This window comes from Oceanobacillus iheyensis HTE831 (assembly GCF_000011245.1).
In the GTDB taxonomy this organism is placed as follows: Bacteria; Bacillota; Bacilli; order Bacillales; family Amphibacillaceae; genus Oceanobacillus; species Oceanobacillus iheyensis.
Map to the genome: position 1 here is coordinate 3,438,362 of NC_004193.1, position 15,644 is coordinate 3,454,005.

The window sequence follows — 15,644 nt, forward strand, 5'->3', positions numbered from 1 at the left end:
GTAGTTTTAATATTCAAATTTTTTATGTATACTATTTGTATATAAACAAAGAAAGGATGTGGGATATGATATATAAACACCGGCAACAACCTTCTGAACTGCCTCTCCTAAGGTGCCTTCACACCCGCATGAATTTATCCGCAGAAGATAAAAAGTACTATTTTAATTTAGAAAAAGGGTTCGAAGGTGAACTTCGATTTGATCTGTTTGCTAAAGAACTAACGTGCGAATGCCTTATCCTCCATGATTTGCTACTTACTTCAAACAATACCACCTTTCAAATCGATTCATTGATGATCACCGCAGAAACCATTTTTATTTATGAAGTTAAAAATTTCTCAGGGGATTATTATTATGAATCAGAGAAATTTTTCAACATGCGCGGCACAGAAATCCTTAACCCGCTGCATCAGGTAAGTCGAACGGCATCTCTATTACGTTCATTACTTTTCAAACAAGGATTTAACCTCCCCGTGGATTGCAAGGTAATCTTTATTAACGAGCATTTCACCCTCTATCAAGCTCCAGTGAATGACACCCTGATTCATCCCACTCAACTTAAAACGTATTTCCACAAACTGAATACACTCCCTTTTCTGTTAACAAAAAGACACCATCTCTTAGCAGAAAAATTACTAGAGCTTCAACTTGATGCTTCGCCAGTCAAACCAAAACTTCCTTCATACCAATACGATCAACTAGAAAAAGGAATTTCCTGTGCAAAATGTCATTCGTTTTCTGTTTTTGTGGACGGGAGAAAATGCGTTTGTAATAATTGCACACATGAAGAAATTGTAGAGAGCGCTGTAGTGCGCGCAGCTAAGGAGTTTAAGCTACTTTTCCCAAAGGAGAAGATGAGTACTGGAATTGTTCACGATTGGTGCAGCATCGTTAGATCGAAAAAGCGGATTAAGTATATTCTGGATAAGAATTTTAATGCAGCTGGAAAGAATCGCTGGCTTTATTATGAATGAGGACATTAATATTTGATCGGGGTGGCTATAATTGGGGGATTAGCCTCCTTTTGACGTCCATGGGCCATGCCTTAGATTCGGTCGATTTGGGAATGAACAGGGAGATGGAGAAGAAGACCAGTCATAATAACAATGAATTAGGGTCGGGTAGAGGTAAGAGCCTTTCTATTGACTACTTTTTTCGGTTTCTACAGTTTATTTGGTTTAGAGAGCTGCTCTATTGACTACTTTTTCCGATTTCTCATGTTTATTTGGTTTAGAGAGCCGCCCTATTGACCACTTCTTTCGATTTCTCATGTTTATTTGGTTTAGAGAGCCGCCCTATTGACTACTTTTTCCGGTTTCTACAGTTTATTTGGTTTAGAGAGCCGCCCTATTGACCACTTCTTTCGATTTCTCATATTTATTTGGTTTAGAAAGAAATAACCACCTTAGCTGATAGCTAAAAAAGTGGTCATTTCTTTCTTCATTTACTGAGTTTCCGTTGTTATGTCTATACTGTTCATCAGTTGTTAAGTTTGTATCTCATTGTTGTTAAACCAACTATTCTACTCCCACTTCTGCATGTAATTTTCCGTTTGATGTAGGAGTGCATGATAAGCTAATTCAGTTATATCACCAGCATCATAGTGGTGTTCGAGTAAGTCTACAAACCCTTGCATGTGCTTGAGAATTTTTTCAGCGTTTCCTTGTTTCTCAAACTGTTTGACAGCTTTCAAGTGAATTTCTAATGAACGAGCAGCATCTTCATCCGCGAATTCTTCTTCTGTTTCAAAATGTTTAACTAGTAGTTCTAAGCTTGTTACATTATTTTCTAAGTCCGGCATTAGTATAATTCGCTGATCGGTGGCTTCTTCTATCTTATCGCGGCTATATAGTAATGGAAAAGCGCCATCGTTTGCCCAAGTATCAAATAAATTATCATAGTGTTTGCTATTTGGGTCTCCAGATTGTCCAGGGCTGTTCATGGCAATTGAATTATCCCATTCGCCGACATCGACTACTACTCTAAATGTAGCACCGTGTGTTTGTTTGAAATTCGAATTATATCTTGATGCGCCAACCGTATCTCCACTTCCGCCACGTGGAAGGGGACCAATATTCATATCTGCTGCTTGTTCCTCACCAACTAACTTGGCTAATGGATGATTTAAATACGCATGTTTTAACTCTCCCCATTGCCACTCATTCATGTTTGACCCTAGTAACTCCTCGACTTGTTCAATCGCAGTATTTAATGAAGAAAGCAAAATCTCATCACGTATTTCTACTGGGTTATCACCGAAGCGTTCGTCTGGATTTTCTAACAAATCTAAGATGACAAGCGGATCACCAGAGCCAATATAATCTGCAGCTTCCTCCGACATAATCTCTGCCAATACAGCGTCACCTAAATGATATTGGTACCACACTTCAAACAAGGCACCGGCTGATGTTTCCACAGACAGTTCACCATCCCAAGATCGCAATAATTCCAATGCTTCAACCACCTGTTCATCGGAGGAATTAAATTCGATGTCATTCAGTAAATGGATAAGACGTTTTGCTGGAATGGATGTATAGTCAGTTTGTAATTGTAGTGAATCCTCGATTCCCATTTTTTCATTGCTTTCCATGACTTCTTTTATCCGTTGAAAGCGAAATGGTGCTGTCCACTCGAATCCAAGTTTATATTTTTCATAGTCATAATCGTTGGGTAAATTCATTTGATTCGCTGTTCCGATCCAACCCCTGTCTGGATTAAACTCATGAGGCATCTTTTCTTGATTGAGAAAACCATCCCATTCATACGTTCCATCACCCGGAACTGGTAAAAGTCCATCCCAATTGTCACGAACTGGGGTTAATCCGCCTGGTTTCCAACCGATATCTCCTTCCACATCCGCATAGACTTGATTCTCGGACGGTGAACCCCATCGATTCATTGCTTCATAAAACTCGTCCCAGCTCTCGGCTCCCATATACGACAAGCTCCCCAAATATGGTGCCATTCCTGGTTCTAACCACCCGGCTCTTACCGCATACGCACGGTTATTCTCTTCATCTTTATAAATAACTGGACCGTGTCGGGTAAACTCTAAATCGGCAACTTGTTCTTCTCCATCTTTTACCTCAATGTCTTCGGAGACAGAAGTCATCGATTCCCAGCCATCTTCATAACGATACTCCGATGGGTTATCGGGATTGGTTTCGTACACGTAGAGGTCTTCCTGATCAATGGAAAAAATCGTTAGTCCCCACGCGCTTGTACCATTATGACCAATCGATACACCTGGCAAAACTGGTTCTCCTCCTCCAATTACGTCTAATCCCGGTGCAGATAAATGAGTAATATAACGTAAGGATGGTACATCGACCGCTCGATGCGGATCGTCTGCCATAATTGGACGTCCTGTTTCCGACTTTTCCGGGCTTATGACCCAATTGTTACTTCCGAGTGAAGATTCCATTTCAATCTGTTCATTTAAATTTCCTGCCTCTGTTGTCAGTTGTGTCTCCACATCTTCTAGCCCTTCAGCTTCATTTTCGGCGTTATCAAAACTCACTCCACTGGTCGCTAATTGATAGGTATCCAATATGTCTTCGGAAATCCCCTCAAGGTTTAATCCCTCTGGTACTTCTGTCTCCCAGTCAGGTTGGAGTTTTTTGCGAACGCTTTCAACATCTTCTCCATGATCTCGCAAAGTAATCGCTCGAGCTACTTCATTCGTAATATTTCTCGTTAATCCATGACTGCGAATACGAACGACATCTTCTGGCTCCCATTTTGATGGCTTATAATCAAGGATATCAAATTCATCCGGCAGCAAATCCGGATTCGCTTCCGTCATTTCAACATACGCGTTAATCCCTTGCGTAAAAGCAGTTACAATATCTTCCGTTTCTGGACCATATGCTTCCCATTCTTCCTCCATATCCCCTCGATATAAGAATAATCGCTTTGCCTTATCCTGTTCCACGTAATCTGGACCAAGCACTTCCGATAGCTCACCGAGTCCATTTTTTCGCCATAAATCAATTTGCCATAAACGATCACGTGCCACATTGAATCCTTGAGCAAAGTAAACATCCGCTTGAGATGAAGCATATATATGCGGAATTCCCCAGTTATCTACAAGGATTTCAGCTGGCTTTTCTAATCCGTCTAATTCATGAATCGTTGTCGTTACACTGGAGTTCGCATTACTCGTCGTGCTGCCTATACTCGATAAAAAAGGTGTCATCAAAAGCATACAAATAAGCGCAAATATCAATATTTTCTTCATGGACTCACTCCTCATAAAATATGTTCCCTACGCATTCCCTGTTCTGTATTTTCTTTTTTTCACCCTTCTCTCCTAATCTTTTTCAGCACGTTCTATTAATTTCTTGAACTCCTTTCTCTATAAGATTTGGTGAGAATTATTCCCCTTTACCCTTTACAAACGCACAGCTGGAAAATGAGTCGTACAGCTATCTCCTACAATTTTCCAGTATTTTCAATTTGATTATAGCAACCACTATTTACAACGTCAATAAATTTAAAAAATTCAATCTATTTTACCTATCATATTCAGTATAATAGGGCTATTGGTAGTTTTGTTAGTAGAATTTGAAGTAATAATAGGCATTGAAAAAGATATTATAGCTAATAAATTTAAGGTAGAGGAAATCAAAAAAACAGCCCTATTTACTAGAGCTGCTAATTTTTTTAGCTTCATCGTGTAGAGGATTTGTATTGTTAGCCATTAAAGCCATTATTCACTTTGTAAATGTGGTGATAACCTATCTGTAAGCAATTTATAATAAAACAACAACTTGTAATAGAATCCCGCAAGAAAAGGCTGTACCTTTCAAATGGTACAGCCTCATGTTATATAAGTCTACTCCCCAGGCTCTAACACCAATTCCTCACCCTCAGCTCCATCCAACCTGGTCTCGTGAAAATTTCCTTCGACCCAGTCGTTCATTTGGTCGTGATACCAATCGCTTCGGAAATGTCCGTCCTGGCCTGGGCCGACGATATGGTAGCCCGATTGCATGTCGCTTGTGTCAATGACGAATCGCCAGGAAGCACCGTGATCGACTTCTCCAGTTTCTTTATCATAGCTTGTTGCCATTGGCGTTACACCACTGCCGCCAACGGGGATTGCATCTTCATTGTTGAGGAAAAATGCGAGTAAAGGACTGACGCTCGATAATGGGTGGTGGAATTGCACTTGGTGGTAGTCGCCCCATTTCCAGGCGGATAGGTCTTCTCCATAGGTTTCTGTTAGTTTTTCCATCGTGTTCTCTAGTGCGTCATGCAATACTACTTCGATGCCGCCTTTGTCTTCTATCCATTGTGATTTCTGACCGCTCGCGGCTTTGCGTAATACGTTTTCGGTTGATTGGGATTGTGTGGAGAATAATTCTCGCATCACTTGTGGTATTTCCTGTTGATAAATGGTGCTTTGAATTGCTTGCATCCAATGTTCAAAGATAAGTGGCTGTGGTGCATCCTTATCTGCGACGAAATCCCATTCCGACAGTGCATCCAATGCTTCTTTTTCTTGCTCGGTAAGTTCTGTATCTTCCAGCACTTTTTGAAAAATCGGTACGAACTCCCTTGCACGTAAGTCGGTCTGATCCATTTGTAAATCTTGCATATCTTCTGCTGTAAAATTATCACCCGATTCAAGCACTTCCGCAATCCGTTCATAGCGATATGGTTGCGCCCACACGTTACTGATATGGTACGGGTAACTGTCGGGTGCAATCTGATTGTTAGCCGTTGCGATAAATCCTTTTTCCGGGTTAATGACGGTCGGCAATTCATCATAAGGGATATAGCCTTGCCATTCACTCTCTGCTTCCCAGCCATTCAGTGGCAATAATGCATCTTGGCCGTCCTCATAAATTGGAATTTTTCCATTTGCTTTATAGGCAATGGTTCCATCGTTGGAGGCAAAAACAAAATTCTGCGCTGGTACGAGGAACTTTTCTAACCCCTGTTCAAATTCCTCCCAGCCCGTTGCTCGGTTCATTTCCATAATCGCTTCGAGCTCTGTGCTGGCATCGAGCGCCGTCCATCGTAAGGAAAGTACGGTATCCTTTCCAGATTCAGAGGCAAACTCGGAAACAATCGGCCCGTGTCTCGTCTCGACCACTTCATAATCCACCGTTTCACCATCTTTCACTTTAATTGGCTCTTCCATAACGGTCGCTTCTTCCCACTCGTCTTCAAAAAGGAATTCATGTGGGTTGTCCGGGTTACGTTGCTCAATATATAATTGCTGCACGTCTGGTCCCGTATTGGTCACCCCCCAAGCGATTTGCTCATTATGACCAAGGATAATGCCAGGGACACCCGCAAAAATAACCCCGCTCACATTCAGTCCATCTCCTGACTCCAAATGCATCTGTAGCCAGATCGATGGCGTTGCCAGCCCGAGATGCGGGTCGTCTGCCAATAATGGCATTCCAGACGCTGTCTTATCTCCGCTCACCACCCAGTTGTTGCTGCCATTGAATGGATGCGGAATAACCGCATGCTCAAAACTCGCCGCGATATCTATTTCCTCATCCTGAATTATTGTTGGTTTATTTTCCGGATAGGATGGGAACAGCTCATAAGCTTTTTCTTGTTCATAATTGTCCAAAAGGTAATAGTTGAACGCTTGCTGCTGCCAATGTCCGCCGAGGTCAAATGCCATAAATTTTCCAATTGTCAATGAATCGACAGGTGTCCATTCTTCCGGCTCAAAGTCCATTAGCGTAAACTCCACAGGCAAGCTATTATTCGCTTTGGCTTCTTCCATGTAGGCATTCACCCCCGTTGAAAACCACTCCAGCACCTCGACGGATTCTTCCGAGTACACCTCATACGATTTCTCTGCGGCCCTTCTCAGCCCAAGCGTGCGAAAATATTTATCCTGATTCAGCGCGTCTTCCCCGACAACCTCACTTAATGTGCCAGAGGCTTGTCTTCGCGATAATTCCATCTGAAACATTCGACGATCCGCCTGAATATATCCCTGTGCAATATACATATCCCGGGCAGTCTCCGCTTGAATATGCGGCACTCCATCCTCATCAGTAATCACGGTTACTTCGTTATCCAGCATTGGAAGCTCCATTGTGCCTTCTGTCTGCGGGAGTGATTTATTTATGTATCCGTTTACAAATAAAAACGCAATAAGTGCAAGCAAAAAAATAGATCCTAACCCACCCAGCAGTATCTTCTTTGTACGAATGCGTCGCTTTTTCTTTGGTTGCGACACTTGTTCTCTCTGTCTTTCCCCCATTAGCAAGACCTCTCTTATTCACAAAATTTTTAGAAATATTTTAGTTTAAGAGAATCATAGCACTTTGGGCGCAGATGGGCAAGACGCATGTGGGAATTTCAAGCAGTTCTAGGAATATAAGGGCACCTGGATGGTTCTATTGACCACATGTTTGGCGGTTTGTTTGATTTTTGGGAGAAGCGCTCTATTGACCAATTGCTTGGCGTTCCGCTTGTGTTTTGGGCAATAGAAGGGTTCTATTGACTACATGTTTGGCGGTTTGTTTGATTTTTGGGTAATAGAAGCGCTCTATTGAACAATTGCTTGGCGATTCGCTTGTGTTTTGGGTAATAGAAGCACTCTATTGACTAATTGGTTGGCGTTCCGCTTGTGTTTTGGGTAATAGAAGGGCTCTATTGACCAATTGCTTGGCGATTCGCTTGTGTTTTGGGTAATAGAAGCGCTCTATTGACTAATTGGTTGACGCTTCACTTGAGTTTTGGGTAATAGAAGCGTTCTATGCTTCCTTTTTTTCTACTAGCTCTGTTATTCTGAGCTGGAGTCGCCGTCTTTCATTAGCTCTTCTGTCATTTCTTCAACTAATGCTGGTCTGCCATGAAATTGGGCTGGGGTATTTTGAAAGAGTTCAATGCACCAAGCGTCGTCATTCTTCACCGCAACTAGCGTTTGGTGAGCGTTCATTGATGGATCAATCTCTTTTTTCCCAGGTGGGATCATTCCTGCAATCGCGTGTAAAATGGCGGTCTCGTTTCCTAAACGACGCACGTTTTTAACTTTTTTAATAAAAGGAGGCGTGGGATGCTCTTCAAAGATTGGGACAAGATGCGATAATATCTCTTTTTTGCCAATTAGCTTACTGCCATCAAATCCAATTTGGACGCCTTGATCTGTAAAAAGGCCAGCCATTCCTTCTGCATCGCGTTTGTTCCACGCATCTATTAGTTTTTGGTAAAGTTGTTGGACTTCCTGATCGAATGAATTATTCATCGTAATTCCTCCTTCATTTGCTTTTGAAAAACCGCGTCCGTTAATACAAATATTTCTAAGCTGATTTCCTTCTACTGGGAAAATCCCTCTATTGCAATTATATAGAAGCGGCATCGATTTTCATATTATTTACCCTAGCATTCGTTTCCATCACTTCTCCTTCTTCCCCATCACCACCATTAACGTAACTTTATGAATCCCGAGCATAAGGACACCTGCCATGCCTTGATCGTATCTTGTATGAAACGGCGGGGGAAGTATTTCTGCAGATAGAGATTCAGTAGGTATACAGAGGTGAGCAGTTATTTGTGTTAGGAAAGGGTTATTAACGCCATCTATGATTGCGCTGAAAATAAATAATAAACAAGCTGGCATTAAAAGGATGCCGCTTAAAGATGCATATTTCTTCTTTTGCTCCCCGGAAAGTCGATGTGACGTATCACGTGTAATCAGTGGCCACCACATTAGAACGGCCAGGATCAAAAGAAAATATGTCATTACGTGATAAGCAACGGGATTGTTTGAAAGAAACGTTAACACGGCCGGCAAGTGATACATAAAAAATAATACAGAAAACAGAATTAATGCAGCTTTGAGAATGAGCGACTGCCTGGTTCCTTTGCTGTCTGCCTTCGATATCTTCCAAAACCTTTTCCATAAAGCGCTTGGAATCCCTGTTATAAGTAACGGAGGAACTATAAAATATAAAATGCTCATTTGGATCATATGTAAGCTAAAGGAAAGGTGACTAATTGTGGCTAATGGACTGCCCATGATTACGTAGAACAAACTTAAACTAAGGAAGAAAAGAATCGGTTGTCGATGGTACACTTTTACGTCGGTTAAAAAAATGATGGATGATGCATAAATGATAGCAATCACAACAACGATCAGTAATAATGGAACATTCCACGACAGCTGCTGACCAACAAATACATCATAAAATATATTCATCCCTCTCTCCTGGTTTTTTCATTAAGTACGTTTACCCTTTTTATAAATATGTGAAAACATGTGATTTATAACAGCGAATCGCTTGTTTATTGGTGAAATCGCTAAAGAAAATGGAAGTTTCCTCGAGGAACAAAAACATGATGAAGCACCTCGTTCCATTCGTTGAAAGTTTTGTCTATAATAGAGACGTGTGATACAAAATTGGATGAGGAGTGCAGGAGATGAATATAAAAAAGACGGAGGTTAATGGACAAATCATAGCGATAGTTCATTCTGATTCTATTTTACTAACAAACGAACAAAGTGCGCTGGATACGATGATGACGATTAGTCATGAAACAGAAAGTAATCGAATTACATTGAACAAAGAAGCAATTTCAGAAGACTTTTTCAACCTTCGTACAAGAATCGCAGGGGACATCCTCCAAAAATTCATTAACTACAATATAAAGTTTGCAATAATAGGTGATTTTTCCTCGTATACTAGCAAATCACTAAATGATTTTATGTATGAGTGTAATAAAGGAAACCATATATTCTTTGTTTCATCGGAGCAAGAAGCAATTGATAAACTATCCAACGCCAAATAAACAAGACCCCATTTTTGAAAATTGAATGGGTAAATCCATCACCAGCAGTAAAAAACCCATTCTGAACATCTGTCAAAATGGGTTCCTTACGATATATTTTTTATTGCGCAGTGTATCCACCATCAACAATTAGGCTATTTCCCGTCATGAAGGAAGAGTCATCACTAGCCATGAATAATACTGCTTTTGCCATTTCTTCTGATTTACCTAAACGATTCATCGGAGTAGTGTTTATTAGAGCTTCTCTATCCGAATCACCGAGTATAGCTGTATCGATAAAGCCTGGGCAAAGTGCATTTACACGGATATTACGTGCTGCATACTCCAATCCAAGCGAACGTGTTAAGTTCACCACACCTGCTTTTGCTGCGTTATATGCTGCACTTCCAGGTGAACCAACCCATCCGTACATAGAAGCTGTATTTACAATTACTCCGCTTCCTGCTTTCAAGAACTCTTTAATCGCAGCTTGTGCAACTAAGAAGACACCATCTAAGTCCACTTCAACGGTTTTTCTCCATTCCGCATATGTTAGTTCTTCGGTTGGTTTTACTGCGCCAATTCCAGCATTATTAAATAAGATATCTACTTTTCCAAATGTATCTATTGCTGTTGTATATATGTTTTTTACTTGTTCTTCATTTGTCACATCCGCTTTAATGAAGATAGCTTCTGATCCTTGTGATTTTAATTCTGCTTCAATACTAGCACCTTTTTCCTCGTTCATATCCACAAGTATTAGTTTTGCACCTTCTGAAGCAAATAATTTAGCTGTTGCAGCACCGATTCCAGATACTCCACCAGTAATAACGGCCACTTTATCTTGTAATTTCATAATCAATTCCTCCGATTTTCGTTTATGTTTAGGTTCTCAGTATTTTTTAATTTCATACATGATAAAAAAGCTAGGTCCTCATCGAACCGCCTTTGTGCTTGTTATTCCTTACATTACACGTTGTATAAAGCACCATCTATCGTGAATGAAGAGGAGCTTACATACGAAGCTTCGTCAGAAAGTAAAAATGCAATGACATTTGCTACTTCATCAGGTTCTCCATAGCGCTTCATTGGCACCGCATCATTATAAGCAGTTTGTGCTTGTTCTGCAGATCCTGGTGCTACATTTGATTCAATGTTACGCATCATTTGAGTATTAATTACTCCTGGGTTTACCGTGTTCACACGAACATTAAATGCTGCTGATTCTAAAGCCGCAACTTTATTCAGACCCATCACAGCGTGTTTAGATGAGTTGTAAAGTGCCATGCTTGGTGAACCAATTAAACCAGCTACGGATGCAGTATTGACGATGGAACCAGATTTTTGTGCTTTCATTACTGGTAATACGTATTTCAGACCGAAAAGTACGCCTTTTACGTTGATACCATAAACGAAATCAAATTCTTTTTCTGTAATTTCTTCAATTGATTTAGCTGGACCTTCAACGCCAGCGTTATTGACAAAACCATCAATGCGCCCAAATTTAGCAATGGTTTGATCCACATAATTTTTAACATTTTCTTCATTTGAAACATCTGCTTTTACAACGAAGCTATTTTCTTCTGTAAGACCAAGCTCAGCTTGAACGGATTTGATTGCATCTTCATTTAAATCTACTAAGACAACTTTCGCCTGTGCGTTAGCTACTTTTCGTACGACTTCCTTCCCGATACCACCTGCTGCACCTGTAACAATGATTACTTTATCTTGAAATTTACTCATGTTTTCTTCCCCCCTATTATAATAAATGTGACAATCCACTGAATTTGAAAGTGTTTATAAATTTATTATAATACGATGAAAAGTGGGTTCAACCACCAATAAAACACTTATTGTGTATTTAATAGACATATTAGGTATAATTGTCTAGTAACTTTAAATTTTTTGATAGATAAGGAGATGGAGTGAATGCAAACCAATAAATCTACCCCGAGAAAAGATCGGACAAAAATGCACTTTCAACAGGCTCTGATTGCCTTAACGAAGGAAAAGGGTTTTCACTCTGTTTCTGTAAAAGATATCGTGCAATATGCGAAGTATAATCGTAGTACGTTCTATATTCATTATAGAGATAAATTTGAATTAGCCGAGGATCTGCTGTGTACCAATTTCACTTTATTAGAGGAATCTTTTGAGAAACCATACAAATTAAAGCGAGAATTTAATACTGATCTATTAAAACAAGGTTCGTTTCATATCATCTCATCGATTTATAATAATCGGGAGTTCTATGATTTACTCAATTATGTAGATACCATTCCAAAACTGCATACCCGGTTCCCGCAGATCATACTTAAAATGTATCAGGAGAAGTTTGAATTTAAAACGATTAATGATCTGCCAGTTAATATGGATTACTTTAAACGTTACACAGCGTATGGCTTTTTTGGTCTATTAGCCCATTGGATTCATACTGGTTTTCAGACACCGCAAGAAGAATTAATTAAAGAAGTCATCATGTTAGCTCAAACCCATATGGCCTCGGTGAAATATATAGGAAAACAATAGAAGCGTGCAGAAAAAGTGGTTATTTTAATGCACACTTCTTGTGGCTAGTTACGATCCTTTAGGAAAGAACGGCTTGTTTTTGCGTTTTGCCAGCTTTCTTCGCCATTGCTTTTAGTGCCACTTCATTCAGGAAGTTCACTGGTTTATTGTAATGCGGCTGGAAGAAGAAATCGGTCAATGCCAATTGCTCAACCGTCATGTTATTGGCGATACCGACACTAATCGTATTGATTGCCTGCGTGAAATCAGCATCGGAAATCACCTGCGCACCAACGATGCGATGTGTCTCTGTTTCATAGACCAGTTTTAATTGAATCTCGGCGTTTTCTGGCATAAAGTCTGGTCGATAATTATCTTTATAGACAACACTATCCACCGAAACACCTGAAAGACTCGCGGCACTTTCTGTTAATCCAGTTGAAGCAATGTTATGATGATATAGCTTTAATCCAGACGTGCCTTGCGTTCCTGGATGCGCCATCACCGGACGCACAAGGTTATGCGCGACTAATGTGCCCATTCTCACTGCGTTGGTTGCTAATGGGATATAGGCAGACTGTTTGGTCGCATTGTTATAAATAGCACAGCAATCTCCTGCCGCAAAGACATCTTTCACACTGGTTTGCATATATGCATCCACCACGATCGCACCATTACCCAACATGTCCAATTGATTGTTAAACAGGCCCGTATTAGGTCTAAATCCAATACACATCACCACTAAATCTGCGGCATATTCACCTTTATCGGTAATTACTTTTTCAACCGTTTCTTCTCCTTCAAATTGGGAAACCGTCTGGCCAAGTGCTAATTGTACACCGCGCTGTTCAAAGCTCGCTTCCACAGGTTCGGTAAAGATATCATCCAAATAGCGATTTAAGATTCGTTCTTCACTATCAATTAATGTTACGTTTTTACCGTTTTCTTCAAAAGCTTCGACCAGCTCCACACCAATATATCCAGCGCCGACAACGACTACATTTCGGACGGATGCAGATCGGTTAATAATTTCTTTTGCATGGTCATAGTTCTTACATAACAACACATTCTCCAAATCAGCGCCTGGAATTGGCGGCGTTATAGGCCACGAACCTGAGGCGATAATTAGTTTATCGTAGGAATAGTTTTTAATTGTATCTGTTTTTAAATCTTTTGCCTGCAATTGCTTCGCAGTTACGTCACAGGAAATCACGTCATGGTTCATATGCATGCGTACACCTAAACGCTCAAATTGTGGGACAGAAGCATAAAAGAGGTCCTCTGGATTCTCTACCACACCGCCTACAGAAAGCGCGATCCCGCATGAAAGAAAGGAAACATTATCATTTCTTTCTAACACATCAATCTCTGCATCAGGATAAAGATTTACTATATTTTTAATCGCTGTTGTTCCAGCGTGTGTACATCCAATTACTGCTACTTTCATTACGAAACACCCTCCAATTTTTGTTTTGTTCAGCATTTCACAATTTAAGACGAATCCGTTGGTTGAAGGATTCTTAATGGTAGTATAGCAGATTGTTCAGTTTTTCACAATAGGAATGTGATTTTTATCACAAGATAATAAGTTTCATAAAGTTGAACACACCATTCCCCCCTCTTATTGTGTTAAAATGAGAGGATGCGAGTCAATTTTTTGGTTCGTGATTTGGATAATGAATTAGGGGAGAATCCATTTTGAATAAAAAAGATATAGCAGACATCAAGAAACAATTTAAGATTAATAACGATCTATTAAAGATTAAAGATATATTTAACGTTTATATAATGAAAGAATCCAGCGAAATTTACCACCACCAAAGCACACCATTTGAAATGCTGGAGCAGGAGCAGCAGGAGCTTTTCTTAACGAACTTCAAAAAAGTGCTGACAGGTCAATTAGATCAGAAGTTATTTGAACTGAAATTTCAGCAGGATGTAGAAGACAGCAGCCAGCTCATCCTTCATCAAGGATTGCTAACCAATGATACGGAAGAATGGAAAGCGCAGATGCTGCAGCTTGTGGAAAAAATGCTGAAGGACAAGCAATACGAGATGGATATTGTCGTTACCTTTATACACGGCGAATATTTAAAGCCCTCCAAGCGAAGCAATGCAGAAACCGAAGAAAGCAGCCGGGATATGGTCTATTCCAATCCCTTTATTTTATGCAGCATCAACAAGACGCTGGATCCAAAAAAAGAACTTCTGTTTGACTATGTAGAGAAGGAATTCAAATATCACTTTGTCGTAGATCCCGTCATCAATCTAAAAGCACCCGTCGGCGGATTTCTATTTCCGAGCTTTACGGATAGTGCAGCAAACGTAAATCGTGTCCTTTACTCTGCAAGCAAGCCGTATGAGCTCGATTATCATTTCATCGAGGAAGTATTGAATGCAGATGAAGCCATGACAGCCGAAGACGACAAGATTGTATTCGAGGAAATCGTAAAGGATGTGGCCGGTGACCAGATGAACACATCCACACTCGCCAATGTATACGATGAAATCCACCGAGTTGTGGAAGAAAATGAAGAACCCGATGCGCCAAAACTGGATTATCGAGACGTGGAAAAAGTTCTAACGAGCAGCGGGGTCCAGGATGTCGATCCGGAAAAAGTGGAATCCGCTTTTAAAAAGGTGATTGACGATGAAAAATATGAGCTGAAAGCAACAAGCATTGTTCCGAAATACACATCACGGTCGATCAAAATCAAAACAAAAGTAGCAGATATTTCTGTTTGCCCTCAAGACCTGCGCTATGTCCGTCAAATGCATCTGGATGGCAAGCTTTGCCTGATGATCGAAGTCGAAGAAAACACAATGATCGAAGGCTTTGAAATGATTCCGGAAATCGTATTTAACAAAGCAGAAGAGGAAGAATAGCAGAGGTTTGGCTTTAGAGACGCGGGCAATTACTAAAAGTTTGGCGTTTGGAGACGGGATGAGACGGGCTCTATCACCCAATTGCTTGGCGCGTCGCTTCAGTTTTGGGTAATAGACGAGCTCTATTCACCATTTGCTTGGCATTTCGCTTAAGTTTTGGGTAATAGAAGGGCTCTATTACCCATTTGCTTGGCATTTCGCTTAAGTTTTGGGCAATAGAAGTGCTCTATTACCCATTTGCTAGGCGTTTCGCTTGAGTTTTGGGTAATAGAAGTGCTCTATTGACCATTTGTGTGGCGTTTCGCTTGGTTTTTGGGTAATAGAAGTGCTCTATTGACCATTTGTGTGGCGTTTCGCTTGGTTTTTGGGTAATAGAAGTGCTCTATTGACCAATTGCTTGGCGCTTCGTTTGATTTTTGGGTAATAGAAGGGCTCTATTACCCATTCGCTTGGCATTTTGCTTAAGTTTTGGGTAATAGACGGACTCTATTACCCATTTG

Annotated in this window: 11 protein-coding genes; 4 read left to right on the forward strand and 7 right to left on the reverse strand. The window is 40.4% G+C overall.

Translation table 11 applies throughout. The features are described 5' to 3' along the window. Window positions 1-128 precede the first annotated feature (128 nt). Window positions 129-974 (forward strand): nuclease-related domain-containing protein, encoded by an 846-nt coding sequence (locus tag OB_RS16820; protein WP_231846966.1) that lies wholly within the window; start codon window positions 129-131, stop codon window positions 972-974. 548 nt (window positions 975-1,522) lie between these two features. Here OB_RS16820 and OB_RS16825 read toward each other — a convergent pair. From OB_RS16825 to OB_RS16840, 4 genes are all read right to left on the reverse strand, one after another. Continuing rightward, window positions 1,523-4,240, reverse strand: a complete 2,718-nt coding sequence (locus OB_RS16825) for a penicillin acylase family protein (protein WP_011067700.1) — start codon at window positions 4,238-4,240, stop codon at window positions 1,523-1,525. A gap of 597 nt (window positions 4,241-4,837) precedes the next feature. Continuing rightward, the gene (locus OB_RS16830) at window positions 4,838-7,240 is read right to left on the reverse strand and encodes a penicillin acylase family protein (RefSeq protein ID WP_011067701.1); all 2,403 of its coding nucleotides are present in this window, start codon (window positions 7,238-7,240) and stop codon (window positions 4,838-4,840) included. 525 nt (window positions 7,241-7,765) lie between these two features. Beyond that, on the reverse strand, window positions 7,766-8,227 hold the full coding sequence (locus OB_RS16835; RefSeq protein ID WP_011067702.1) for an SgcJ/EcaC family oxidoreductase: 462 nt from the start codon (window positions 8,225-8,227) through the stop codon (window positions 7,766-7,768). Between the two features lie 150 nt (window positions 8,228-8,377). Next, window positions 8,378-9,181: a cytochrome c oxidase assembly protein gene (locus OB_RS16840; protein WP_011067703.1), complete on the reverse strand. Its 804-nt coding sequence runs from the start codon at window positions 9,179-9,181 to the stop codon at window positions 8,378-8,380. Between the two features lie 221 nt (window positions 9,182-9,402). Between OB_RS16840 and OB_RS16845 the strand changes: the two genes are divergently transcribed. Next, the gene (locus tag OB_RS16845; RefSeq protein WP_011067704.1) at window positions 9,403-9,771 is read left to right on the forward strand and encodes a DUF4180 domain-containing protein; all 369 of its coding nucleotides are present in this window, start codon (window positions 9,403-9,405) and stop codon (window positions 9,769-9,771) included. A gap of 100 nt (window positions 9,772-9,871) precedes the next feature. Here the strand turns inward: OB_RS16845 and OB_RS16850 are convergent, their stop codons facing one another. Both OB_RS16850 and OB_RS16855 read right to left on the reverse strand, forming a co-directional pair. Further along, window positions 9,872-10,609, reverse strand: coding sequence for an SDR family NAD(P)-dependent oxidoreductase (locus tag OB_RS16850; RefSeq protein WP_041544629.1), 738 nt, complete (start codon window positions 10,607-10,609; stop codon window positions 9,872-9,874). A gap of 110 nt (window positions 10,610-10,719) precedes the next feature. Then, window positions 10,720-11,493, reverse strand: a complete 774-nt coding sequence (locus tag OB_RS16855; protein WP_011067706.1) for an SDR family NAD(P)-dependent oxidoreductase — start codon at window positions 11,491-11,493, stop codon at window positions 10,720-10,722. Window positions 11,494-11,679: 186 nt separating this feature from the next. On the opposite strand from OB_RS16855, the gene OB_RS16860 reads away from it, so the two are divergent. After that, window positions 11,680-12,279: a TetR/AcrR family transcriptional regulator gene (locus OB_RS16860; RefSeq protein ID WP_011067707.1), complete on the forward strand. Its 600-nt coding sequence runs from the start codon at window positions 11,680-11,682 to the stop codon at window positions 12,277-12,279. Between the two features lie 58 nt (window positions 12,280-12,337). Here the strand turns inward: OB_RS16860 and OB_RS16865 are convergent, their stop codons facing one another. Beyond that, window positions 12,338-13,705 carry an FAD-dependent oxidoreductase gene (locus OB_RS16865; RefSeq protein WP_011067708.1) on the reverse strand — a complete coding sequence of 456 codons (1,368 nt, stop codon included), beginning with the start codon at window positions 13,703-13,705 and terminating at the stop codon, window positions 12,338-12,340. A 251-nt stretch (window positions 13,706-13,956) separates the two neighbouring features. Here OB_RS16865 and OB_RS16870 point away from each other — a divergent pair, with 251 nt between their 5' ends. Further along, window positions 13,957-15,144: a DUF4317 domain-containing protein gene (locus OB_RS16870; protein ID WP_011067709.1), complete on the forward strand. Its 1,188-nt coding sequence runs from the start codon at window positions 13,957-13,959 to the stop codon at window positions 15,142-15,144. Window positions 15,145-15,644: the final 500 nt, after the last annotated feature.

What these genes read in the sequence shown, in the direction of transcription:
- OB_RS16845 (WP_011067704.1), top strand. Translation starts at nt 9,403, where the DNA reads ATGAATATAAAAAAGACGGAGGTTAATGGACAAATCATAGCGATAGTT.
- OB_RS16865 (WP_011067708.1), bottom strand. Translation starts at nt 13,705, where the DNA reads ATGAAAGTAGCAGTAATTGGATGTACACACGCTGGAACAACAGCGATT.
- OB_RS16825 (WP_011067700.1), bottom strand. Translation starts at nt 4,240, where the DNA reads ATGAAGAAAATATTGATATTTGCGCTTATTTGTATGCTTTTGATGACA.
- OB_RS16835 (WP_011067702.1), bottom strand. Translation starts at nt 8,227, where the DNA reads ATGAATAATTCATTCGATCAGGAAGTCCAACAACTTTACCAAAAACTA.
- OB_RS16830 (WP_011067701.1), bottom strand. Translation starts at nt 7,240, where the DNA reads ATGGGGGAAAGACAGAGAGAACAAGTGTCGCAACCAAAGAAAAAGCGA.
- OB_RS16820 (WP_231846966.1), top strand. Translation starts at nt 129, where the DNA reads ATGAATTTATCCGCAGAAGATAAAAAGTACTATTTTAATTTAGAAAAA.
- OB_RS16840 (WP_011067703.1), bottom strand. Translation starts at nt 9,181, where the DNA reads ATGAATATATTTTATGATGTATTTGTTGGTCAGCAGCTGTCGTGGAAT.
- OB_RS16855 (WP_011067706.1), bottom strand. Translation starts at nt 11,493, where the DNA reads ATGAGTAAATTTCAAGATAAAGTAATCATTGTTACAGGTGCAGCAGGT.
- OB_RS16860 (WP_011067707.1), top strand. Translation starts at nt 11,680, where the DNA reads ATGCAAACCAATAAATCTACCCCGAGAAAAGATCGGACAAAAATGCAC.